Origin of the sequence: Castellaniella sp. GW247-6E4 (assembly GCF_040276065.1) — a bacterium.
GTDB lineage: Bacteria > Pseudomonadota > Gammaproteobacteria > Burkholderiales > Burkholderiaceae_B > Castellaniella.
The window spans coordinates 101,754-123,305 of sequence record NZ_JBELOI010000004.1 but is presented as its reverse complement, the minus strand read 5'-3'; the positions used below and the strand labels follow the sequence as shown (position 1 = coordinate 123,305).

General features: G+C 66.0%; 22 protein-coding genes. 12 read left to right on the top strand and 10 right to left on the bottom strand.

Annotation, left to right across the window (positions count from 1 at the left end):
* The first annotated feature begins 65 nt into the window (after positions 1–65).
* Entirely contained in the window at positions 66–1,109 is a 1,044-nt protein-coding gene (gene tsaD / locus ABS761_RS06835; protein WP_350407411.1) for a tRNA (adenosine(37)-N6)-threonylcarbamoyltransferase complex transferase subunit TsaD, read from the top strand.
* A 64-nt stretch (positions 1,110–1,173) separates the two neighbouring features.
* Here tsaD and plsY read toward each other — a convergent pair whose 3' ends face one another.
* Complete coding sequence (plsY, locus tag ABS761_RS06830) at positions 1,174–1,812, bottom strand: glycerol-3-phosphate 1-O-acyltransferase PlsY (protein ID WP_350407410.1); 639 nt, start codon at positions 1,810–1,812, stop codon at positions 1,174–1,176.
* A gap of 120 nt (positions 1,813–1,932) precedes the next feature.
* Between plsY and surE the strand changes: the two genes are divergently transcribed.
* The 6 genes from surE to ABS761_RS06800 are packed head-to-tail and all read left to right on the top strand — an operon-like array spanning position 1,933 to position 7,655.
* The gene (gene surE / locus ABS761_RS06825) at positions 1,933–2,679 is read left to right on the top strand and encodes a 5'/3'-nucleotidase SurE (protein ID WP_350407409.1); all 747 of its coding nucleotides are present in this window, start codon (positions 1,933–1,935) and stop codon (positions 2,677–2,679) included.
* 35 nt (positions 2,680–2,714) lie between these two features.
* Positions 2,715–3,503: a protein-L-isoaspartate(D-aspartate) O-methyltransferase gene (locus ABS761_RS06820; protein WP_350407494.1), complete on the top strand. Its 789-nt coding sequence runs from the start codon at positions 2,715–2,717 to the stop codon at positions 3,501–3,503.
* A gap of 10 nt (positions 3,504–3,513) precedes the next feature.
* Positions 3,514–4,329: a peptidoglycan DD-metalloendopeptidase family protein gene (locus ABS761_RS06815; RefSeq protein WP_350407408.1), complete on the top strand. Its 816-nt coding sequence runs from the start codon at positions 3,514–3,516 to the stop codon at positions 4,327–4,329.
* Positions 4,326–5,105 carry a 3'-5' exonuclease gene (locus ABS761_RS06810; RefSeq protein WP_350407407.1) on the top strand — a complete coding sequence of 260 codons (780 nt, stop codon included), beginning with the start codon at positions 4,326–4,328 and terminating at the stop codon, positions 5,103–5,105. The genes ABS761_RS06815 and ABS761_RS06810 overlap by 4 nt, the downstream gene beginning before the upstream one ends.
* A complete protein-coding gene (gene rlmD / locus ABS761_RS06805; protein ID WP_350407406.1) occupies positions 5,098–6,420 on the top strand; it encodes a 23S rRNA (uracil(1939)-C(5))-methyltransferase RlmD in 1,323 nt (440 codons plus the stop codon). The genes ABS761_RS06810 and rlmD overlap by 8 nt, the downstream gene beginning before the upstream one ends.
* Before the next feature lie 23 nt (positions 6,421–6,443).
* A complete protein-coding gene (locus tag ABS761_RS06800) occupies positions 6,444–7,655 on the top strand; it encodes an MFS transporter (RefSeq protein ID WP_350407405.1) in 1,212 nt (403 codons plus the stop codon).
* On the opposite strand, the gene argH is transcribed toward ABS761_RS06800, so the two are convergent.
* Entirely contained in the window at positions 7,652–9,070 is a 1,419-nt protein-coding gene (argH, locus tag ABS761_RS06795; RefSeq protein WP_350407404.1) for an argininosuccinate lyase, read from the bottom strand. The two genes, ABS761_RS06800 and argH, sit on opposite strands and share 4 nt — an antisense overlap.
* Positions 9,071–9,170: 100 nt before the next feature.
* Here argH and ABS761_RS06790 point away from each other — a divergent pair, with 100 nt between their 5' ends.
* Positions 9,171–9,509, top strand: a complete 339-nt coding sequence (locus ABS761_RS06790; RefSeq protein ID WP_350407493.1) for a P-II family nitrogen regulator — start codon at positions 9,171–9,173, stop codon at positions 9,507–9,509.
* Between the two features lie 8 nt (positions 9,510–9,517).
* Positions 9,518–10,249: a pseudouridine synthase gene (locus ABS761_RS06785; RefSeq protein WP_350407403.1), complete on the top strand. Its 732-nt coding sequence runs from the start codon at positions 9,518–9,520 to the stop codon at positions 10,247–10,249.
* On the opposite strand, the gene ABS761_RS06780 is transcribed toward ABS761_RS06785, so the two are convergent.
* Both ABS761_RS06780 and ugpQ read right to left on the bottom strand, forming a co-directional pair.
* Positions 10,222–11,100: a 23S rRNA (adenine(2030)-N(6))-methyltransferase RlmJ gene (locus tag ABS761_RS06780; RefSeq protein WP_350407402.1), complete on the bottom strand. Its 879-nt coding sequence runs from the start codon at positions 11,098–11,100 to the stop codon at positions 10,222–10,224. The genes ABS761_RS06785 and ABS761_RS06780 overlap by 28 nt on opposite strands.
* Positions 11,101–11,110: 10 nt before the next feature.
* Positions 11,111–11,878: a glycerophosphodiester phosphodiesterase gene (ugpQ, locus tag ABS761_RS06775; protein WP_350407401.1), complete on the bottom strand. Its 768-nt coding sequence runs from the start codon at positions 11,876–11,878 to the stop codon at positions 11,111–11,113.
* 151 nt (positions 11,879–12,029) lie between these two features.
* Here ugpQ and ABS761_RS06770 point away from each other — a divergent pair, with 151 nt between their 5' ends.
* On the top strand, positions 12,030–13,988 hold the full coding sequence (locus tag ABS761_RS06770) for a SurA N-terminal domain-containing protein (protein WP_350407400.1): 1,959 nt from the start codon (positions 12,030–12,032) through the stop codon (positions 13,986–13,988).
* Between the two features lie 3 nt (positions 13,989–13,991).
* Here the strand turns inward: ABS761_RS06770 and ABS761_RS06765 are convergent, their stop codons facing one another.
* The 6 genes from ABS761_RS06765 to ABS761_RS06740 form a co-directional block, all read right to left on the bottom strand.
* The gene (locus ABS761_RS06765) at positions 13,992–16,259 is read right to left on the bottom strand and encodes a RelA/SpoT family protein (protein ID WP_350407399.1); all 2,268 of its coding nucleotides are present in this window, start codon (positions 16,257–16,259) and stop codon (positions 13,992–13,994) included.
* A gap of 13 nt (positions 16,260–16,272) precedes the next feature.
* Positions 16,273–16,476, bottom strand: coding sequence for a DNA-directed RNA polymerase subunit omega (gene rpoZ, locus ABS761_RS06760; RefSeq protein ID WP_350407397.1), 204 nt, complete (start codon positions 16,474–16,476; stop codon positions 16,273–16,275).
* Positions 16,477–16,487: 11 nt separating this feature from the next.
* A complete protein-coding gene (gene gmk, locus ABS761_RS06755; RefSeq protein ID WP_350407396.1) occupies positions 16,488–17,138 on the bottom strand; it encodes a guanylate kinase in 651 nt (216 codons plus the stop codon).
* On the bottom strand, positions 17,135–17,482 hold the full coding sequence (locus ABS761_RS06750; RefSeq protein WP_350407394.1) for a hypothetical protein: 348 nt from the start codon (positions 17,480–17,482) through the stop codon (positions 17,135–17,137). Before ABS761_RS06750 ends, gmk begins: the two co-directional genes overlap by 4 nt.
* A gap of 70 nt (positions 17,483–17,552) precedes the next feature.
* Entirely contained in the window at positions 17,553–18,338 is a 786-nt protein-coding gene (gene xth, locus ABS761_RS06745) for an exodeoxyribonuclease III (protein ID WP_350407393.1), read from the bottom strand.
* 77 nt (positions 18,339–18,415) lie between these two features.
* On the bottom strand, positions 18,416–19,132 hold the full coding sequence (locus tag ABS761_RS06740; protein WP_350407391.1) for a GntR family transcriptional regulator: 717 nt from the start codon (positions 19,130–19,132) through the stop codon (positions 18,416–18,418).
* A 463-nt stretch (positions 19,133–19,595) separates the two neighbouring features.
* Between ABS761_RS06740 and ABS761_RS06735 the strand changes: the two genes are divergently transcribed.
* Together ABS761_RS06735 and ABS761_RS06730 are read left to right on the top strand one after the other, a co-directional pair.
* A complete protein-coding gene (locus ABS761_RS06735; RefSeq protein WP_350407390.1) occupies positions 19,596–20,639 on the top strand; it encodes an ABC transporter permease in 1,044 nt (347 codons plus the stop codon).
* Entirely contained in the window at positions 20,636–21,535 is a 900-nt protein-coding gene (locus tag ABS761_RS06730; RefSeq protein ID WP_350407389.1) for an ABC transporter permease, read from the top strand. The genes ABS761_RS06735 and ABS761_RS06730 overlap by 4 nt, the downstream gene beginning before the upstream one ends.
* Positions 21,536–21,552: the final 17 nt, after the last annotated feature.

Sequence of the window (21,552 nt, the reverse complement as noted above, 5' to 3'; positions counted from 1 at the left end):
GTTGTTTGCTTGTTGTCGCAGTCTGGATTCTAAAACCGTTTGGCTAACGGTTGTACACTGCGCGCATGATTATCATCGGATTCGAGAGCTCCTGCGACGAAACCGGCGTGGCGGCCGTCTGCACCGAGAGCGGCTTGCTATCGCATGCCCTGCACAGCCAGATCGCCATGCACCGCGAATATGGCGGCGTGGTCCCCGAGCTGGCTTCACGCGACCACATTCGCCGCGTGGCGCCCCTGACTCGCGAGGTCTTGTCACGGGCGGGGCTGGGCATGGACGATCTCGGCGCCGTCGCGTATACGGCCGGGCCCGGCCTGGCAGGCGCGCTGCTGGTGGGGGCGAGCTTTGCCAGCGCGTTTGCCTGGGCGCGCGGCGTGCCGGCGATCCCCATCCACCACCTCGAGGGTCACCTGCTCTCGCCCCTGCTGGCCGACCCGGCCCCTGCATTCCCCTTTGTCGCATTGCTGGTGTCGGGCGGGCATACGCAGCTCATGCGGGTCGATGGCGTCGGGCGCTACGAGCTGCTCGGGGAAACGCTGGACGATGCCGCCGGCGAAGCCTTCGACAAGAGCGCCAAGCTCATGGGCCTGGGCTATCCCGGCGGGCCCGAGCTCTCGCGCCTGGCCGAGCGCGGCGACCCCCGTGCCCAGGCGTTGCCGCGGCCAATGCTGCATAGCGGCGACCTGGACTTCAGTTTCAGCGGCCTGAAGACCGCGGTCCTCACACGCATGAAGGCCATCGAGAGCGCTGGCGGGGGGGCGCCCGATCCGGGCGCCGTCGCCGACCTGGCCGCGGCCACCGAAGCGGCCATCATCGATGTCCTGGCCGCCAAGTCGTTGGCGGCACTGCGCCAGACGGGCCTGAGCCGCCTCGTGGTGGCCGGCGGCGTTGGCGCCAATCGCCCTTTGCGCCGCCGCCTGATGGACGCCATGCCGGCTCTGGGCGGCGAGGTCTTTTTCCCGCCGCTGGAACTCTGCACCGACAATGGCGCCATGATCGCCTGGGCGGCGGCCCAACGGGTGCGGACCGGCCTGGCCGACCTGAGCGTGCATGAAGGGTCCTTTGCAGTGCATCCGCGTTGGGACTTGCGGGCAGTCTGCGCGCCCTAGTGTCCTGTACGGAGTCACCGAACAGGACACTAGCCGCCGAGGCGAGACAGGCCGCCTCTATTTGCTATTTTTTGCGGCCCAAGCGGTTTTCCTTGCCGGCCAGCAGACGCAAGATGTTGGCCTTGTGGCGCACGATCAGCAGCACCGCCAGCGCGGCGATCACCACTGTGGTCATGGCGTCCATGCGCCAGGCCACCTTGCCGCCCAGGATGTAGTAGCAGGGCGCGAACACCGCCGCGGCGATCGAGGCGAGCGACACGTAGCGCGTGACGTACAGGACGATCCCCCATGTAGCCATGGTGGCGACGGCCAGCCAGGGCTGCAGCGCCAGCAGCACGCCCAGCGCGGTGGCGACGCCCTTGCCGCCCTTGAAGCGCAGGAACACCGGATACAGATGGCCCAGGAACGCCGCGAGGCCCGCCCAGGGCACGGCCGCCTCGGGCGCGAGGCCCGCGCCGGCTGCCCAGGCGGCCAGCACAACGGCGGCCCAGCCCTTGGCGGTGTCACCCAGCAGCGTGAGGATGGCGGCGGTCTTGTTGCCGCTGCGCAGCACGTTGGTGGCCCCTGGATTGCCCGAGCCGAAGCTGCGCGGATCGCGCAGGCCCATCGATTTGCTGACCAGCACCGCGAAGGAGGTCGAGCCGATCAGGTATGCCAGGATCAGGACGATGGCGGTGGCGGCAATGGCGGAAAGGCTGGACATGAATGGGCGGCGGGCGGTCTAGGATATCGCGGCCATTCTAACCGGCGGTCATCCAAACCGCCATCATCCACGGGTACAATCCGCTACGTCTGGTCTAGTTCATAAATATGGAAGGGCGTAATGCGGATTCTGGTTTCCAACGACGATGGCTACAACGCACCGGGTGTCGAAGCATTGGCCCATGCCTTGCGGGATTTCGGCGAGGTCACCGTGGTTTCGCCCGAGACGAATTGCAGCGGCGCCTCCAACTCGCTGACCCTGCGCCGCCCCCTTTCGGTGCGGCAGGCGCCTAACGGCTTCTACTTCATCAACGGTACGCCCTCGGACTGCGTGCACGTCGCGTTGACGGGCCTGCTGGACTTCCGTCCCGACCTGCTGGTCTCGGGCATCAACAACGGCGCCAACATGGGCGAGGACACCCTGTATTCGGGGACGGTGGCGGCGGCTTCCGAGGGCTTTCTGTTCGGTATCCCGTCGCTCGCGTTCTCGCTGGTCCAGCGCGAATGGCGGCACCTGGACTGCGCGACGCGCGTCGCGCGCGAGGTGGTGGCGCTTTTCCAGCGCGAACCCTGGCGCGAGCCTCTGCTGCTGAATGTCAACATCCCGCCGGTGCCCTACGAGGCGCTCGCGGGGTTCCGGACGACCCGCCTGGGCCGCCGGCATCCGGCCGAGCCCGTCATCCGCAGCACCACGCCCTACGGCGAGCCGGTCTATTGGATCGGGCCGGTCGGCCGTGCCCGCGATGGGCTCGAAGGCACCGACTTCGGTGCGATCGAGGACAACGCCGTGTCGATGACGCCGTTGCGCCTGGACCTGACGCACCACGAACAGCTCGCGGCGATCCGCGACTGGACATCGCGCCTATGAACAAGGCCAAGCACCCACTCGGCAAACCGGCAGGCATGCCGCGGCGGGCGTCGGCCGGGTCCGCGCCGGGCCCGGGCTATACCCCGGCCAACAGCAACACCCGGATTCAGGGGCCACGGCCGTTCACGCTGCCCGTGCCGGCGCCGGCGGCCGCGTCCGCCACCGCCCCGCCGCCGAACCTCGGGCTCAATTCTGAGCGGCTGCGGGCCCTCATGGTCCAGCGCCTGCGCGAGCAGGGCATCGCCGACACCCGGGTCCTGGCGGCGATGCAGGCGGTGGCGCGGCACGATTTCGTGGACCAGGGCCTCGCCAGCCGAGCCTATGAGGACGCGGCCTTGCCGATCGGATTCGGCCAGACGATTTCACAGCCCTGGGTGGTAGCGTATATGCTGTCGGTGATGTGCCTCGGGCGCGAACCGGCCCGGGTGCTCGAGGTGGGCGCGGGTTGCGGCTATCAGGCGGCGGTGCTGGCCCAGTTCGTGCCCGAGGTCTTTGCGATCGAGCGGGTGCGCGGGCTATACGAGCAGGCGCGCTTGAACCTCGCGCATACGCGCGCCCGTGGCCGCGTGCGCTTGTCGTTCGGCGATGGCATGCAGGGGCTCGAGCGCCATGCGCCTTTCGATGGCATTGTCGTGGCCGCCGCCGGGGTTAAAATCCCTGAGACTCTGTTGAGCCAGCTGGCCGTCGGCGCGCGCCTGATCGCACCCGAGGGCTCGGCCAGGCAGAGGCTCATTCTGATCGAGCGCACCGGTCTGGCCGCATGGCGACGCCAAGAGCTCGAGGATGTCCGATTCGTACCGCTGCGTCCTGGCACGCAGACCTAAGGAGATTTTTATGCATGTAGGGACGTTTGCAACAGGCGCTCCGCTCATCCACACCCGGCGCCGCGGCATTCGCCCGCTCGTGCTGACGGCGCTGTTTGCAACGGCTCTGTTGGCCGGTTGCGCCTCGCGGACCGAACGTGCGCCGGTTGCGGATCAGTCCAGCACGGCCGCCGCCTCGCAGCAGGCCAGCGGCACCTACGTGGTCAAGCCCGGCGATACGCTCTATAAGATCGCGCAGGCCCATGGCATGGAGGTCGCCCGGCTGAGCCAGCTCAATAACATTACCAACCCGTCGCAACTGGCCATCGGGCAGGTGCTGCGTCTGGATGGCGGCACGCCCATGCCGCCAGCGGGCGCATCCCAGGGCAGCGTGGCCACGCCGATCCCCGTGACGCCTGTAGAGGCTCCGCCGGCGGGCGAAGCCGCCACGGCCGGCACGGCCGCGCGCGCGAGCGATGCCAGCCTCATCTCGTGGGCCTGGCCGGCCACCGGCAAGATCATCCAGGGTTTCAACAGCACTACCAAGGGCATCGACATCGAGGGTGCGATCGGCGCGCCGGTGCAGGCGGCCGCCGAGGGCAAAGTCATGTACGCGGGCAATGGCGTGCGGGGTCTGGGCAATCTGATTCTGCTCGGCCACAGCAACGGCTTCATCACGGCGTACGCGCACAATCAGTCGCTGCTGGTCAAGACCGGAGAGGTGGTCAAGAAAGGCGCCAAGATCGCCACAGTCGGCCAGAGCGATACCAGTTCGCCACGCCTGCACTTCGAGATTCGTCGACGCGGCACGCCGGTCAACCCCTTGTCGTATCTGCCGGCCCGATGATTCCGACCCTGGTCTTCGATCTCGAGACCATCCCTGATGCCGAGGGCCTGCGGCGCCTGAATCCGCAATGGTCTGAGCTCGACGACACGGCCCTGATCGAGCAGGCTCTGGCGGCCAGGCGCGAATCCCACGGCAACGACTTTCTGCCGCTGCATCTGCAGAAGATCGCGGTGGTGGGCTGCGTATTCCGCGACGACCAGGGCTTCCGGGTCAGGACCCTGGGTCGCGCCGAGGATCCCGAGGATGCGCTGATCACTGGTTTTTTCAAGACCATCGGCCATTACACGCCGACCCTGGTGAGTTGGAACGGTTCGGGGTTCGACCTGCCCGTGCTGCATTACCGCAGCCTCATTCACGGGGTGGCGGCGCCGCGCTATTGGGACACGGGCGAGGACGATCGCGAGTTCAAGTTCAACAATTACCTCAACCGCTACCACAATCGCCATATCGATCTGATGGACGTGCTGGCCAAGTTCAACGGTCGCGCCAATGCGCCCCTGGACCAGTTGGCCAAGCTCTGCGGCTTTCCGGGCAAGCTCGGCATGGATGGCGGACAAGTCTGGCAAGCCTGGCACGAGGGGCGCCGCGACGAGGTTCGCGCTTACTGTGAAACCGACGTCGTGAACACCTGGCTGGTGTATTGCCGCTACCGCCTTATCAAGGGTGAACTCGATGTCACGGCCTATGAGGCCGAGTTGGCCCTGGTGCGCGAGACCTTGCGCGAGAGCGGCGCCGCGCACTGGGATGAATACCTTGCGGCCTGGGATCATGCGTGACTCCCAGACCTTGTTGCTGGACATCGAATCGCTGGACCTCGAAGGGCAGGGGGTAGCCCACCACGCGGGCAAGGTCGCCTTCGTGGAGGGTGCCCTGCTGGGCGAGCGCGTCGTCGCCCGCGTCGTGCGCCGCAAGCCCTCTTTCGACAAGGCGCGCATCGAGCGCGTCGTCAAGGCTTCCTCCCAGCGGGCCCAGCCGCCTTGTCCGCATTTCGGAACCTGCGGGGGCTGCGCCATGCAGCACATCGAACCCGCGGCCCAGATGGCGATCAAGCAGCGCGCCCTCGAGGACGCCCTGGCGCATATCGGCAAGGTCCGAGCGCATCAAATCCTGCCCGCCATGCAGGGGCCCAGCCTGGCTTATCGCCATCGCGCACGCCTGTCCGTACGGCTGGTGCCCAAGAAAGGCGGCGTGCTCGTCGGGTTTCGGGAACGCAACAGCAGTTACGTGGCCGATATCCGGCAGTGCCTGGTGCTGCCGCCGCACGTGTCCGCACTGCTCCTGCCTTTACGTGCTCTCGTCGAAAGCCTGTCGCGCCCGGACCGCATCCCGCAGATCGAAGTCGCGGTGGGCGATGAGGCGACGGTTTTCTCTTTGCGCCACCTCGAACCCCTCCTCGATCGGGACCTCGAGCACCTGCGCGCGTTCGCGCGGACGCACCAGGTGATCTGGTGGCTGCAACCCAAAGGCCCCGAGTCGGCCCATCCCCTCGACCCCGACGATAGGGATCGGCTGGCCTATGCTTTGCCGGCCTATGGCCTGCGCATGCATTACCAGCCTACTGATTTTACGCAGGTCAATCCCACCGTCAATCAGGCCCTGGTCTCGCGCGCCTTGAGCCTGCTTGAGGTGCGCGACGGCGACCGCGTGGCGGATATGTTCTGCGGGTTGGGCAATTTCAGCCTGCCTCTGGCGATGGCGGCCCGCGAGGTCGTCGGAATCGAGGGCAGCGCCGCGCTGCTGCGGCGCGCCCGCGACGATGCGGCGCGCCAGGGCCTGGCGGACCGGGTCTCGTTCGCCGAGTTGAACTTGTTCGAGATCGATGCCGACTGGTTGCGCGGCCTGGGGTATTTTGAGCGGATGCTGATCGACCCGCCGCGCGAAGGCGCTCTGGCCTTGGCCCAGGCGTTGTCTACGCTGGCGCCTCAAGAACGTCCCCGGCGCATGGTTTACGTGTCCTGCAATCCCGCCACGCTGGCGCGCGACGCCGGCATCCTGCATCACGTGGGCGGCTGGACGCTGCGGGCCGCGGGCGCGGTGAATATGTTTCCCCACACGGCGCATGTGGAATCGATCGCCGTATTCGAACCCTGACGAATGCCGATGGGGATTGCCCGATGAGTGGCTCGGATGCAAAAAACGGAGCCATCCCGCGCACCGTCTGGATGCTGGGGTTGGTCAGTCTGTTCATGGACTTGTCCTCCGAGCTGATCCACAGCTTGCTGCCGATCTTCCTGGTATCCGGGCTGGGGGCCAGCGTTCTGGCGGTGGGCGTGATCGAGGGCGTGGCCGAGGCCACGGCACTGGTCATCAAGGTGTTCTCCGGCGCGATCAGCGATGCCCTGGGGCGGCGCAAGGGCCTCCTGCTGGCGGGCTATGGCCTGGCCGCTTTGAGTAAGCCGCTTTTTCCCCTGGCGGATACGGCGGGGATGGTCTTCGCGGCCCGTTTCGTCGATCGTGTCGGCAAGGGTATCCGGGGGGCGCCGCGCGATGCCTTGATGGCCGATGTGACGCCGCCCGGCATCCGGGGCGCAGCCTTCGGCCTGCGTCAGTCCATGGACACGGTGGGCGCCGTGCTCGGCCCGGCCTTGGCCGTCCTCCTGATGCTTGCATGGTCCGACATCCGCTGGGTTCTGTGGTTCGCGGTGGTGCCTTCCGCCATTGCGATGGGCGTGCTTTTCTGGGGCGTGCGCGAGCCCGCCGCGGCCACGGCGCCGCGGCCGCAGCGGCGCTTTCGCTCGCCCATCGACTGGCGCGCCATCCAGTCTTTCGACGCGGCCTACTGGCGGGTCGTGGTCGTTGGCGGCGTCTTTACGCTGGCGCGCTTTAGCGAGGCCTTCCTGGTTCTGCGAGCCCTGGACATGGGCTTGAGCGCCGCCTGGGCGCCGATCGTCATGATCGTCATGGCGTTGTTTTTCACGCTGTCGGCCTATCCGGCGGGCTGGCTCTCGGATCGTGTGCCGCGCACCACGGTACTGGCGGCCGGGCTGGTGCTGCTGGTGGCTGCAGACCTTGCGCTCGCCGCCGGGGAGGGCGGCGTGTGGCTTCTGCTGGCCGGCGCCGCGCTGTGGGGCCTGCACATGGGGTTCAGCCAGGGCATCCTGACGGCTTTGGTTGCCGATGCGACGCCCGCGGGCCTCAAGGGGACAGCCTTCGGGATCTTTAATCTCGCCAGCGGCGTGTGCATGCTGCTGGCGAGCGTGCTCGCCGGCTGGTTGTGGCAATTCTGGGGGCCGACCGCGACTTTTTTGGTGGGCGCCGCCTTTGCGGCCGTGGCCCTGCTGGGCCTGGTGGCCATGGGCCGGCCGAAAGGGCCGGCCGTCGGCTAGGGGGCCGCGTCCAAGATGCGCCGGGCCTCGGCGCGCACCCGTTCGGGCGCAGTGCCGCCGATATGTTTGCGCGCGGCCACCGAGCCTTCGAGCGACAGCACCTGAAACACATCCTCGTCGATGGAGGCATGAAAGCCGCGCAATTCCTCGAGGCTCAGGTCGGTAAGGTCGCAGCCGCGCGCCTCGCAGGTGCGCACGGCCAGGGCCACGGTCTCGTGCGCATCGCGGAAAGGCACGCCCTTTTTGACGAGGTAATCGGCCAGGTCGGTGGCGGTGGCATAGCCCTGCAGCGCGGCGTTGCGCATGGCATCGGCCTTGACGCGCACGCCGCCGATCATGTCCACGAAGATCGTCAGCGTATCGCGGATGGTGTCGGCGGTGTCGAAGAGGCCTTCCTTGTCCTCTTGGTTGTCCTTGTTGTAGGCCAGGGGCTGACCCTTCATCAGGGTCAGCAAGGCCACCAGGTGGCCATTGACGCGGCCGGTTTTTCCGCGTGCGAGCTCGGGGACGTCCGGATTCTTTTTTTGCGGCATGATCGAACTGCCGGTGCAAAACCGGTCCGCCAGGTCGATGAAGCCCACGCGCGGGCTCATCCACAGCACGAGCTCCTCGGACAAGCGCGAAATATGCGTCATGATCAGCGCCGCGGCCGCGCAGAACTCGATGGCGAAGTCGCGGTCGGACACGGCGTCGAGCGAGTTGCGGCAGACCTCGTCGAAGCCCAGGGCGCGGGCGACACGCTCGCGGTCGATGGGGTAGCTCGTGCCGGCCAGTGCGGCGGCGCCCAGCGGCAGGCGGTTGACGCGGCGGCGGCAATCGGCCAGACGCTCGGCATCGCGGCCGAACATTTCCGCGTAGGCTAGCAGGTGGTGGCCGAAGGTGACCGGTTGGGCGACCTGCAGGTGGGTGAAGCCGGGCAGGATGGTGCCCGCATGTTCTAGGGCCAGTTCGGCCAGCTTGAGGCGCAGCGCGTGCAGCAGGCCGGTGGACAGATCGATCTCGTGCCGCAGCCACAGGCGGATGTCGGTAGCCACCTGGTCGTTGCGCGAGCGGCCCGTGTGCAGCCGTTTGCCGGCGTCGCCGATGAGCTCCACCAGGCGTTTCTCGATGTTCAGGTGCACGTCCTCGAGGTCCAGCGACCAGGTGAAGCGTCCGGCCTGGATTTCCTCGAGAATGGCGGCCATGCCGCGCTGGATGTCGGCCAGGTCCTGGGCATCGATGATACCGATGGACGACAGCATCTCGGCGTGGGCGAGCGAACCCTGGATGTCGAAGGCAGCCATACGCTGGTCGAATCCGACCGAGGCGGTATAGCGCTTGACCAGGTCCGAAACCGGCTCGGAGAATCGCGCGGACCAGGCTTGCGATTTGTTGTCGAACTGGTTCTGGTTGGCGGGAGGCGTAGTATTTTGCATAGTGGCGGAATTATAAAGGTCCCGGACAGGGACCGGGCGCCTGTGCGTTATATTTGAAGTTTTCCAAAGGGGCGCGAGTACTACGATGGCACAGTACGACATGAAGCAGATCACCGCGATCGTCAAGCCGTTCAAGCTCGACGAAGTGCGCGAGGCGCTGTCCGAGCTTGGCGTCAACGGCCTCACGGTCACCGAGGTCAAGGGCTTCGGGCGCCAAAAAGGCCATACCGAACTCTATCGCGGGGCCGAGTATGTCGTCGACTTCCTGCCCAAGATCCGCATCGACGTGGTGGTGGCCGCCGACCAGGTCGAGACCCTGATCGAGGCCATCATCAAGGCCGCGCACACGGGCAAGATCGGCGATGGCAAGATTTTCGTCACACCGGTCGAGCAGGCGGTGCGCATCCGCACCGGGGAAAACGGCATCGAAGCCCTGTAGCCGCAGCCATGGAACCCGTCCGAATTTCCAAGCTGATGGCCCAGCGCGGCCTGTGTTCGCGTCGAGAGGCCGACGCCTACATCGAGCGCGGCTGGGTCCGTGTCGATGGCGAGATCGTGCGCGAACTGGGCAGCAAGGCCGCGCCCACGGCCCGCATCTCGCTCGAGCGCCAGGCCGAACGCCGCCAGACCGGCAAGATCACCATCATCCTCAACAAGCCCGTCGGCTATGTTTCCCATCAGTCCGACAAGGGCTACCGCACGGCGGCCTCGCTGGTCCAGGCGCGCACCCAGCACCATGCCGAGCGCGGCGGTCCGGCCTTCGATCCCGCTCACTTGAGGGGCCTCGCTCCCGCCGGGCGCCTGGACATCGATTCCCAGGGCCTGCTGGTGCTGACCCAGGATGGCCGGATCGCGCGCCAGCTTATCGGCGAGGATTCCGACCTGGAAAAGGAGTATCTCGTGCGCGTCGAGGGGCGCCTGAGCCCCAAGGGACTGGCCCAGCTCAACCACGGACTGGTCCTCGACGGCCAGGCGCTGCGGCCCGCCCAGGTAGAGTGGCAGAACCAGGATCAACTCCATTTCATCTTGCGCGAGGGCCGCAAGCGCCAGATTCGCCGCATGTGCGAGCTGGTGGGCCTCAAGGTGGTCGGCCTGAAGCGCGTGCGCATGGGCCGCGTGGTGTTGGGCGACCTGCCGCCGGGCCAGTGGCGCTACTTGCGCGAGGGCGAGCGTTTCTGAGCCTCGCCGCGCGTCAGCGTGTGGCGTGCGTGCTCGTCCTGCGCCAGCCTGTCGCGCAGCCAGGGCATCGCCGCTTGCAGTTCCTCATACAGTGTCCAGGGCGGGTTGATGACGAACATGCCGCTGCCATGCAAGCCCAGGCCATCGGCGGCGGGTTTGCGTACGGTCAGGCTTGCGTGCACCCAGTCCACGGACAGCCGTTCGAGGGCGCGGGCCAGTTCGTGGGCCTGGGTGCGCTGCACCAGCGGGTACCAGACCATATAGCAGCCTTGCGCAAAACGCTGCAGTCCGTCGCGCACGGCGAGCAGCGTATTTTTATAGTCCCGCTTGTCCTCATAGGATGGATCGATGAGGATGATCGCGCGCCGGGGCGCGGGGGGCAGCAGGCGGCGGATGCCCGCGAAGCCGTCCTCGCGGGCGATCTGCGTCTGGCGCAGGGCCTGGCGGCCCTGGTGGCGGATGGTATCCTTGAGCACCTCGATTTCCGTGGGGTGCAACTCGAACAGGCGCAGCCTGTCGCCCGGGCGCATCAGGTGCAGGGCCAGGCACGGGGAGCCCGGGTAGAGATTGGCCACGCCATCGGGGTTGAAGGCCTGGACGGCGTGAAGGTAGCGCGTGACGAGGCTCGGTGGATTCGGCTGCCCAAGCAGCCGGTCCAGGCCGTCGGTGACCTCGCCGCTCTGGCCGGCCCATTCCCCATCCAGAGCGTAGAGGCCGGCGCCGGCGTGCGTGTCGATCACCCAGTAGGGCGTGTCCTTGCGGCCGTAATAGTCGAGGGCCTGGGCCAGGATGGCATGCTTGAGGACGTCCGCGTGATTGGCGGCGTGGAAGGCGTGGCGATAGCTGAACACAGGCGGGATCCTATGGGCGTGCGTGCGGCACGGCCGTTTTGAGGGTTTCGAGCGCGTCGGTGAACAGCGCGTGGCAGCCCCAGGCAAACAGCTCGCTGGCGCGCGCGGCGTCGTTCACGGTCCAGACGGCCAGGGCGCATCCCCGGCCCAGGATGTCGGCCACCACGTCGCGTTGGGCGTGCCGATGGTCGATGTGCAGGCCGATGCAGCCCAGGCTGTGCGCGCGAGCATGCCAGTCGGAGGGCACGGGACCGTCGATGAGCAGGGCGCGCGGCAAGCCGGGCGCCGCCTCGCGGGCGGCCCGCAGCGCGGCCTCGGAAAACGACGACAATAGCGGCGGCCGGGCGGCGCCTCGCCACAGGTGGGCGGCCAGTTCCGCGATCCGCGCGCCGGTGTGGGTTTCCGCGCCGGGGCTGGGCTTGATCTCGATGTTGCTGCACAGATCGTTGGCGAGTGTGTAGCGGGCGGCGGCGTACAGGGTGGTCAGGGGTTCGCCCGCGAAGGCCGGCCCGTGCCAGGCGCCGCAATCCAGCTCGGCCAGGGCCCGCCAGTCGAGGCAGGCCGCAGCGCCCCGGCCATCGGAGGTGCGGTCCACGGTGTCGTCGTGCAGCAGGATCGGCACCTCGTCCGCGCTCAGCTTGACGTCGTATTCCATCATGCGATAGCCGTAGGCGGCGCCTGTCCGCAGGGCCGAGAGCGTGTTTTCGGGCGCATGGCGCCCGCCGCCCCGGTGGGCGATCAGGGCCGGGTAGGGCCAGGGCGTGCAAGCGTTGGTCATGAGGTGGCGAGGTGGCCGCGGTCGGAACGAAAACGCCTCATTCTATCCCTGGATCGCCGAGCGCAATGCGAGAGCGTTGGGTGAGCAGTGGTAAACTTCGGAAAATTTTGTGGCGCGGGTCCGTGGGGCCGCGCACTCCGGCAGGTGACACATGTTCGAATTCATCCGTACGCATCAACGACTGATGCAGTTGATTCTCCTGATCCTGGTGGTGCCCTCGTTCGCCCTGATCGGCGTGAGCGGCTATTCCACCTACGTGTCCGGCGATCATGCGATTGCAGAGGTTGGCAAGGCATCGGTGACCCAAGAGGAATTCGACGAGGCGCGTCGCAACCAGCTCCAGCAGATGCAGGCGGGTAGCCAAGGGCGTTTTGATCCCGCCTTGCTGGACAATCCGCCGGCGCGCCGCGCCTTGCTCGATCAATTGATCGACCGTCGCGTGCAGATCCTGGTGGCCACCAAGGATCACTTCAGCGTATCGGATGGCGCCTTGCGGCGCGCCATCGCGGCCATGCCGCAATTACAGGTCGATGGGCAGTTTTCGGCGGATCGCTATAACGAGGCCCTGGCCTCGGCCGGTTTGTCGCCGCGCGATTTTGAGGCGGGGCAGCGGGCCGAGCTGGCGCTGGACCGGGTCCTGGGGCCCGTGGGCGACACCGCCGGCTTGCCCAAGCCGGTGCTCGACGAAATCAAGCGCGCCCTGACCGAAGAGCGCACGATCGGCCTGCGTGTCTTCAAGCCTGTCGACTATGGCAAGGGGATCCAGGTCGACGACGCCGATATCGAGGCCTGGTACAAGGCTCACCAGGATGCGCTGCGCCTGCCTGAACAGGTTTCGGCCAGTTACGTCGTGCTCGACGAGGCCGCGGCCCTGGCCAGCGTGCCGACGCTCGATGAGCCCAAACTCAAGGAATACTACGAGCAGAACAAGGCCAAGTACGTGGTCCCGGCCAGGGTCAACGTCAGTCACATCCTGGTCAAGCTGCCTGCCGGGGCCACCGAGGAGGTCGATCGCCAGGCGTTGGACAAGGCCAGGGGCTTGGCCGAGCGCGCCCGCGCCGAGCCTTCGCAGTTCGCCGAGTTGGCCCGCAAGGAATCCCAGGACGCCGGTACGGCCCGCTCGGGCGGCGAGCTCGGCTGGATTCAGCGCGGGGTCTGGCCGCTGAACCTCGAGCAGGCGGTGTTCGCGCTGGCCAAGGGCGAGGTCTCCGAACCGGTCAAGGGGCAGGACGGCTATCACGTCTTCATCGCCAACGACAAGCAAGCCGAAAAGGGCGAAACCTTCGCCGAGGCGCGCGTCAAGGTCGAGGATGAGGTCCGGCACCAGCTTGCCGCCGAGCGTTTCGCCGACATGGCCACCAAACTCACTGGCCTCGTGTATGACAATCCCACCAGCCTCGAGCCCGCCGCCAAGGCCTTGGGTCTTGAGTTGCGACGCGCCTCCGGGATCGCCCGCGACCGGCTGCTCGATGAGGGTGAGGGCGGTGTTCAGGCGGCATCGGCCTCCGCGGACGCGGCCACGCTGGGGGATGTCCGTGTGCGGCAGGCGCTGTTCAGCAGCCAGGTCTTGACCGACAAGCAGAATTCCGGCGTCATCGAAATTTCGCCCGATACCATGCTCGCCGTGCGTGTTGACGCGGTGGAGCCCGCCCACGTGCCAGCCCTTGACCGGGTACGGGACCGGATTCGCGAACAGCTCGTGGCCGAGCGCACGCAGCAGGCCACCGTCGCGGCGGGTGAGGCGGCGCTGCAGACGCTGCTGAACGCACAAGAGCCCTCGAGCGAAGATTTCGGCGAGCCCGCGACCATCAGCCGCCTCAATCCGATGGGCCTGAGCAAGGTCGTGCTGGAGGCGGCCTTCAAGGCGCCAACCGCCAAGCTCCCCAGCTATGCCGGTACGGCGCTGGCGCAGGGTTACGCGATCATCCGCGTCGATCAGGTCAAGGCCGGTTCCGCGGATAATCCCGCCTTGAACGGGCTGGGCGCGCAATTGGCGCAGGTTTGGGCGGACACCGAGGAGCGTGCGGTAATGGCCAATCTGCGCCAGCAGCTCAAGGTCAAGATCACCGCCGATGGCGAAAAACTGATCGAGGGTGAGGACCAGCGCTGATCCTCAGCCTTTCGCGCGGACGATCTTCTGGACCTGTGGCACGTGGCGGATCGAGCGGATCACCTGGGCCAGGTGCTTGCGGCTGTCGACCTGGATCGTGAGATGGATCAGCGCGGTGGACGCCGCCTCGTCGGGCATCGAGAGCTGGACGATATTCGAATCGGCCTCGGTGATTTCGGCGGCGAGGCGGCCCAGGACACCGCGCTCGTTGATGACGGTGATGTCCAGGCGCGTGGTCAGGTGCCGCGCGGTGTTGGCGTCCCAGACCACGGGAATCCAGCGCTCGGGTTCGCGCGCTTTCTGGCGTAGGGCCACCGGGCAGTCGGCCATGTGCACCACCAGGCCGTGCCCGAGGCGTATTCCGCCCATGATGGCATCACCCGGCAGCGGGCCACAGCAGGGCGCGAGCTGCACCGCCTGGCCTTCGTTGCCGTGTATCACGATGGGCGCGCTGGTGACCGAGGTGAACTCGTCGACCGCCGCCGCCGTGGTGGCCACCAAGGTGTTCTCGGGTGCAAAGCGGCGCGCGACAACGGCTGCCAGGCGCTTGCCCAGGCCGATGTCGGCAAGAATCTCGTCGCGCGATGCGGCACCCGAGCTTTTGGCCAATCGTTCCCACTGGGCGTCCCCGTCGCTCGGGTAGGCCAGGCCGATCTGATCGAAGGCCTGCGCGAGCAGGCGGCGGCCGAAAGCGGTCGATTCCTCATAGCGCTGGGTGCGCAGGTAATGCCGGATCTCGGAGCGCGCGCGCCCCGTGCGCACGTAGTTGAGCCAGTGCGCGCTGGGCCGCGAGGCCGCCGACGTAATGATCTCGACCGAATCGCCGCTGCGCAACTCAGAGCGCAGCGGCGAGAATTCCCCGTTGATCTTGCAGGCGACCGCGTGGTTGCCCACGTCGGTGTGGATGGCGTAGGCGAAGTCGACCGGGGTCGCGCCTCGCGGCAGGGACAGGATCTTGCCCTGCGGCGTGAAGACGTAGACCGCATCGGGAAACAGGTCCACCTTGACATGCTCGAGGAACTCTCCGGAATCCCCGGTCTGGCTCTGGATGTCGAGCAGGGATTGCAGCCACTGGTGGGTGCGTTTTTGCAGATCGTTGAGCGAGGTGCCGTCCTCTTTGTAGAGCCAGTGAGAGGCGACGCCTTCCTCGGCCACGTGGTCCATGTCGCGCGTGCGGAACTGGAACTCGACGGGCGTGCCGTAGGGGCCGATCAGGGTGGTGTGCAGGGACTGGTAGCCATTGATCTTGGGGATGGCGATATAGTCCTTGAATTTGCCCGGCACGGGCCGATAGAGCTGATGCAGGGTGCCCAGGGCCAGGTAGCACTCCGGCAGGGTGTGGACCACGACCCGGAAGCCATAGATGTCGAGCACGTCGGAGAACGACTTTTTTTGCTCGACCATTTTCTTGTAGATCCCGTAGAGCGATTTCTCGCGGCCCGAGACCTCGGCGTCCAGTCCCGCGGCGGGCAGGGCCACGCGCACGGTCTCGGCGATGCGCGAGATCACCTCGCGGCGATTGCCGCGAGCGGCCATCATGGCCTTGTGCAGGACCGCATAGCGGTTCGGATACATGGCCTTGAAGCAGCGGTCCTGCAGCTCTCGGAACAGCGCGTTGAGGCCTAGCCGGTGAGCGATGGGGGTGTAGATGTCCAGCGTCTCGCGCGCCACGCGGCGACGCTTTTCCGGCGATACGGCGTCCAGCGTGCGCATATTGTGCAGGCGGTCGGCGAGCTTGATGAGGATGACGCGCACATCACGCGCCATGGCCAGCAGCATCTTGCGAAAAGATTCCGCCTGCTGCTCGGCCTTGGTGGCGAATTCGAGGCGCTCGAGCTTGGAGAGGCCGTCGACGATTTCCGCGACCTCGGTGCCGAATTTCTCGGCGAGCTCTTGCTTGGCGACGCCTTGATCCTCGATCACGTCATGGAGCAGGGCGGCCATCAGAGAATCGGCGTCGAGCTTCCAGCCGGCGCAGATCTCAGTGACCGCGATCGGATGCGAGATGTAGGGCTCTCCGCTGGCGCGGAACTGGCCCAGGTGCGCATTGTCGGCAAAGCGATAGGCCTCGCGCACGCGCTCGATGTCGCGCGCGCTAAGGTAGGTACCGATGATTCGCGTCAGTTCCGCGAGCGAGGCGATGGGGCTGGGGGGTGTTTCGGGGACGGGGGCCTGCGCGGCCGCACGGGGCTTGCGGCGTCTCAGCCGGGGGCCCTTTTTCAGGACCGCCAGTAGGCCGGAAGAAGCGCCGCGTAGACCCGGAAACGCCATGGGTTGCTCGCGATCAGGTGGGGACCTTACGCAGCATTTCCGTGCCGACCAGGCCCAGGGCGATTTCGCGCAGGGCAGTGACGGTGGGCTTGTTGTGGGTCTCGATGCGGGGCTCGTGGCCTTGGGCCAGTTCGCGTGCGCGATACGTGGCGACCAGCGTCAGGTCGAAGCGGTTGGGGACTTGTTCGAGACAGTCTTCTACGGTGATGCGGGCCATAAGTGTTTTGCTCAGGTGTCGGTTGGGGACGAGGGGGTCTTGCGGATGCCGAGCTGGGTGAAGAGCTCGGCGTGGCGGGCGGCCTGCGCGCCATAACGTAGCCGGGTTGCGGCGACGATATGGCTAAGCTGCTCGAGTGCAAGGCTAAATTCTTGATTAATAATAACATATTCGCAATCGGAGGCATGCGCCATTTCGCCTCCCGCCGCGAGGAGCCGGCGGGCGATGACCTGCGGGGCATCCTGCCCCCGGTTCTTGAGGCGCGCCTCCAGGGCCTCGATGGACGGCGGCAGGATGAAGACGCCGACCGCTTGCGGGTAATGGCGGCGGACTTGACGCGCGCCCTGCCAATCGATCTCGAGAATGATGTCCGTGCCGGCCGTCAGGGCGCGCTCCACCGGCTCGCGCGGGGTCCCGTAGAAATTGCCGTGCACCTCGGCCCATTCCAGCATGCCGCCCTGATCGCGCAACGACTGAAACGCCGCGTCCTCCACGAACAGATAGTGCTGCTTGTCCTTTTCGCCCGGCCGCGGTGTGCGGGTGGTGCACGAGATCGACAATGCGAGGGAAGGGTCCTTGGCCAGCAGGGCGTTGACCAAGCTGGATTTGCCGGCGCCGCTGGGCGCGACGACCATGAAAATATTGCCAGAATGCTGCGTCATGACGGAGAGCCGGATGGGTGGGGGGGTGGGGGCGGCGTCACCCCCAGTTCCGCGAGCGCTTCCCGGTAGGCGTCGGGCCCCGTGCACAGGAACACGATCGCATCGCCCGGATTCAGGTTGAACAGCACGTCCTGAATCTGTTCGGAGGCGTCGTCGCCGTCGTCGATCGCGGCGACATGCACCTCGCCGCCGTCCTCGAAGCGCTCGGGAGGCACCAGTGCCGCGACGTGCTCGACATCGGCGTCCCGCAAGGCGACGTAGACCCGGAAATCCAGGTCTTCGAGGGTAATATCGATTACGTAGCCCTGATCGAGTTGGTCGATCAGGCGGCTGTCCAAGGGCATGGGTTTGTCTTTTGCGGCGGTGATACGCTGAAATTATAAACGGCCGGGTGGGGCTCGCGGGCGGTCGCGCTCAGGCGGCGTGGAATTCGGCGATCACCGGCGCGTGGTCCGACGGTTTTTCCCAGGCCCTGGGCGTCTTGTCGACGACGCACGAGCGGACATGCGGCGCCAAGGCCTCCGATGCCAGAATATGATCGATGCGCATCCCCGCATTGCGCCGAAAGGCGAGACGCCGATAATCCCACCATGTAAAGGACTTTGGCGCTTGCTGGAACTGCCGAAAGGTATCGCTCAGGCCCAGCTCGAGCAGCGCGCCAAAGGCCTCGCGTTCGGGCGCCGATACCAGGATCTCGCCCTCCCAGGCCGCCGGGTCGTGGACATCCTCGTCGGCCGGTGCCACGTTGTAGTCGCCCAGGATCGCCAGGCGCGGGTAGCGACGCAGCTCGTCCTCGAGCCAGTCGCGCAGCCGGGCGAACCATTCGAGCTTGTAGACGTACTTGTCGCTGTCCACCGACTGGCCGTTGGGGCAGTAGGCGCTGATGACGCGAACGGGCCCGCCGTTGGCGTCCGGCAGTGTGGCGGCGATGATGCGGCTCTGCGGATCGTCGTAGCCCGGAATGTTGCGCTGGACATCGTCGCTCGGGGCGCGGCTGACGATCGCCACGCCGTTGTAGGTCTTCTGGCCGACCCAGCACGCCTGGTAGCCGCGTTCGGCAAAGGCCTCGAGCGGGAACTTTTCGTCCGGCAGTTTCAGTTCCTGCAGGCATAGGGCATCGACCGGGTTGGCGTCCAGCCAGTCCAGGACGTGGGGTAGCCGCACATTGAGGGAGTTGACGTTCCAGGTGGCGAGTTTCATGGCTTTGGGCGTGTTTCATGTGGCGGCCAGGGCCGCGGGCCCGCCCAGCTTATCCCATCCTGGCCGCATCGGCACGGCTACTCGGAGCCGGCCGCGCGGTGCGTGGCACCGAGCTGCAGGACTGCATCGCGCTTTTCCAGCAGGTGCCGGCGCAGGATCTCGCTGAGCCGGCGGCCATCGCGCGCTTCCAGTGCTTCGATCATTTCGCTGTGCTCCTGAATCGCCTTTTCCCATTTGGCGGGTTGGTAATTGGAGCGGAAGCGCAGGGCCTGGAGGCGTCGATTGACGGTCAGGTAGGTCTGGCGCAGTGCGCTATTGCGCGCCGCGAGATTGATGCTGTCGTGGATCTGGCGGTTCTTGGCATAGTATCCGGGCAGATCCTGGCGAGCATGACAGGCCAGCATGGCGTAGTGCAGGGCCTTGAGTTCGGCGAGTTCGTCGGGGCGGATGCGCGCGCAGGCGAGCTCCCCGGAAAAGGCTTCGAGTCCGCTCATGAGCTCGAATATCTCGCGGATCTCGGCTGCAGACATTTCCGCCACCGAGGCACCTCGATTGGGGACGATGTCGACCAGGCCCTCGGCGGCGAGCACCTTCAGGGCCTCACGCAAGGGCGTGCGCGAGATCGCGAGCGTTTCGCACAGCTCGCGCTCGTTGAGCTTGACGCCCGGCGCCAGTGCGCCCTCAATGATCGAGTTACGCAGGCGCTCGACGACGGCTTCATGGAGCCGCAGCCTGGCGACCCTGGAAAGAGAGGCAGGCGCCTCCTGCTCTGTCTGGAGATAGATGTCTTGCATGCAAAAAACTTTCCTTTCTGGGCCATTGGGACGACGTCCCGCTGGGGCCATTCGCGGGCCATCAAAACTCCGTGAAGACTTCACACGACGCCTGGTGCGGTTGCAGCGAGTCACTATTTTGCATGCAAAAGCCTATTGCTATCCATAAGTACTGATTAAGAATCGGGAAAACCCCGAGTGTGGCAGTATATTTTTGCATGCAAAATGTTTATCGTCAGCCATTGCGAAACGATTGTCCGGGTGGACAGGCAGGGGGAACCCCGGCATTTGGATGTGGAAAATGGGGCACGACGTTCTTTGGTGATTTTGAATTCAAAATTAAATTTAAAGCCATGGTGATGCACTTATACAAAGATTTTGCAGTTTCGTCCGTACCAGTGGCGCAGTCGACTCGAGTGGGGGCCCGATCATCTGGATGCCGGTTTCCCGACCTCGTTTCGGCACAACGCCGCCCGCGAGGACAATGACGACCATGCGCATCGACGGCTTTCAATTCTTGTGCAATCTGGGCAACATCCTGGTGTCGCTCCTGATCGGGACGCTGCTGGTGGCGGGCCTCGTCGAATGGGTGGGCGGCGATGCCGGAACGGCACTGCTGGCCCTGGGGCAGGGGATGGTCGGCAGCCGCCAGGCGATCATCGAGATCATCATCGAGGCCACACCGCTGGCGCTGTGTGCCCTGGCGTTCCTTATTCCGTTCAAGGCGGGCTTTTTCAATATCGGCGCCCAGGGTCACCTGCAGCTTGGCGCGCTGACGGCGGTGTTCATGGCCACTACCATGGCCCTGCCTGCATTTCTCTTGATCCCCCTGGCGTTGCTCGCCTCGGCGCTGGCCGGGGCTGTGCTGATCGCGCCGGCCTATCTGCTGAAGACGCGGCGGGGCGCGAGCGAGGTGGTGACCACCGTGATGCTGGATTTCGTCGCGCTGGAGTTCACCTACGCCATGATCACCGGGCCGCTACAGGCACCCGGATCGTTTTTCGCTGAATCCAATCTCATCCCCGAGCAATACCGCCTGTCGATCTTCGGGGTGCACGTGGGCGTCCACCTGGCCATTGTGCTCATCGTGCTGGCCAGTTGGGTCTTGCGCAGCACCGTGTTCGGTTTCCGGCTCGAGGCCTTGGGCGGCAACCCGAAAGCCTCTGAGGCGCTGGGCATGCATACCGGCCCGACCTTGATGAAAGCCGTCCTGCTGGCGGGTGCCATCGGTGGCATTGCAGGCGGCATCCAGGTGATGGGCGTCATTTTCCAGGTCGCTGAAGGCTGGGCCAAGGATTGGGGCTTTCTCGGCATTCTGGTGGCACTGATGGGGCGCACGCCGATCGGTGCGATTTTCGCCGCACTGCTCTTGGCGGGACTCGAGATCGGCGGGCGCCACATGCAGGCCTTGACTGGTTTGCCGTCCTCGTTGGTCTATTTGTTGCAATCCGTGCCCGTGTTGGTGATGCTGGTGCTGAGCTCGACGCGCACGTTCCGAAAATTTTCGACCTCAGGAGCCGGCCGATGATGCTCGATCCAGAATTCATCATTTCCGCGCTACGCGTCGCGACGCCCCTGATCATCGTCGCCCTGGGCGTGCTGGTCGCCGAACTGGCCGGGATCCTCTTTCTATGTGTCGAGGGGGTGATGCTGTGCGGTGCGCTGTTCGGCATGCTGGGCGCCGCGTATTTCGGCGATCCCTGGGTCGGCATCGCTTGTGGACTGGCCGCCGGCATCACGGCGGGGTTGCTCTGCGCCGCGCTTTTTGTCTGGGTACCGGCCGATCAGGTAGTGATCGGCCTGGCCTTCAATATCGCTGCGCTGGGCTTGACGAGTTTCGTCTTTCGGGTCATGACGGGCGTGGTCAAGAATTCCAGCCCCAGCATGGCTTGGGCGGTGCCGGAGTGGGCGGCCGATCAGCCAATATTGACCTTCCTGTTTCAGGTGCCGCCGCTGGCGTGGCTTGCCGCGGGGCTGTTCATCATTGCGGCCTACCTGCTGTTCCATAGCGCGCCCGGCCTCATGCTGCGTTCGGTGGGCCAGAGTGTGGAGGCGGCCACCTCGGCCGGCCTCGACGTGCTGCGGGTGCGCACCGTGGCGATGGCGATCGCCGGCGGATTGGCCGGCCTGGGCGGCGCCGCGCTCACGGTGGGCTGGGTGCACAGTTTTTCCGCCAATATCACGGCGGGGCGCGGTTTCATTGCGCTCGCCGTGGTGTATTTCGGTCGTTGGTATCCCGGTTGGACTTTCTTCGGCGGGTTGCTGTTCGGCGTTGGCGAGGTTTTGGGCTTGAATGCACAGGTACTGGGGGGCAACTCTCATCTCTATCTGATGGTTCCCTATATTTTGACCATCATTGTCCTGGGCATGACGGGCGGCGGGCGCGGGCCAAGGGAGGTCGCCCAGCCATACGAGCGCGATTGACGCACAAGCGCGCGATT

Bases quoted from the DNA above. Each gene is read 5' to 3' on its own strand.
- tsaD (WP_350407411.1), top strand. From the start codon at position 66: ATGATTATCATCGGATTCGAGAGCTCCTGCGACGAAACCGGCGTGGCG.
- plsY (WP_350407410.1), bottom strand. From the start codon at position 1,812: ATGTCCAGCCTTTCCGCCATTGCCGCCACCGCCATCGTCCTGATCCTG.
- surE (WP_350407409.1), top strand. From the start codon at position 1,933: ATGCGGATTCTGGTTTCCAACGACGATGGCTACAACGCACCGGGTGTC.
- ABS761_RS06820 (WP_350407494.1), top strand. From the start codon at position 2,715: ATGCCGCGGCGGGCGTCGGCCGGGTCCGCGCCGGGCCCGGGCTATACC.
- ABS761_RS06815 (WP_350407408.1), top strand. From the start codon at position 3,514: ATGCATGTAGGGACGTTTGCAACAGGCGCTCCGCTCATCCACACCCGG.
- ABS761_RS06810 (WP_350407407.1), top strand. From the start codon at position 4,326: ATGATTCCGACCCTGGTCTTCGATCTCGAGACCATCCCTGATGCCGAG.
- rlmD (WP_350407406.1), top strand. From the start codon at position 5,098: ATGCGTGACTCCCAGACCTTGTTGCTGGACATCGAATCGCTGGACCTC.
- ABS761_RS06800 (WP_350407405.1), top strand. From the start codon at position 6,444: ATGAGTGGCTCGGATGCAAAAAACGGAGCCATCCCGCGCACCGTCTGG.
- argH (WP_350407404.1), bottom strand. From the start codon at position 9,070: ATGCAAAATACTACGCCTCCCGCCAACCAGAACCAGTTCGACAACAAA.
- ABS761_RS06790 (WP_350407493.1), top strand. From the start codon at position 9,171: ATGAAGCAGATCACCGCGATCGTCAAGCCGTTCAAGCTCGACGAAGTG.
- ABS761_RS06785 (WP_350407403.1), top strand. From the start codon at position 9,518: ATGGAACCCGTCCGAATTTCCAAGCTGATGGCCCAGCGCGGCCTGTGT.
- ugpQ (WP_350407401.1), bottom strand. From the start codon at position 11,878: ATGACCAACGCTTGCACGCCCTGGCCCTACCCGGCCCTGATCGCCCAC.
- ABS761_RS06770 (WP_350407400.1), top strand. From the start codon at position 12,030: ATGTTCGAATTCATCCGTACGCATCAACGACTGATGCAGTTGATTCTC.
- ABS761_RS06765 (WP_350407399.1), bottom strand. From the start codon at position 16,259: ATGGCGTTTCCGGGTCTACGCGGCGCTTCTTCCGGCCTACTGGCGGTC.
- rpoZ (WP_350407397.1), bottom strand. From the start codon at position 16,476: ATGGCCCGCATCACCGTAGAAGACTGTCTCGAACAAGTCCCCAACCGC.
- gmk (WP_350407396.1), bottom strand. From the start codon at position 17,138: ATGACGCAGCATTCTGGCAATATTTTCATGGTCGTCGCGCCCAGCGGC.
- ABS761_RS06750 (WP_350407394.1), bottom strand. From the start codon at position 17,482: ATGCCCTTGGACAGCCGCCTGATCGACCAACTCGATCAGGGCTACGTA.
- xth (WP_350407393.1), bottom strand. From the start codon at position 18,338: ATGAAACTCGCCACCTGGAACGTCAACTCCCTCAATGTGCGGCTACCC.
- ABS761_RS06740 (WP_350407391.1), bottom strand. From the start codon at position 19,132: ATGCAAGACATCTATCTCCAGACAGAGCAGGAGGCGCCTGCCTCTCTT.
- ABS761_RS06735 (WP_350407390.1), top strand. From the start codon at position 19,596: ATGACGACCATGCGCATCGACGGCTTTCAATTCTTGTGCAATCTGGGC.
- ABS761_RS06730 (WP_350407389.1), top strand. From the start codon at position 20,636: ATGATGCTCGATCCAGAATTCATCATTTCCGCGCTACGCGTCGCGACG.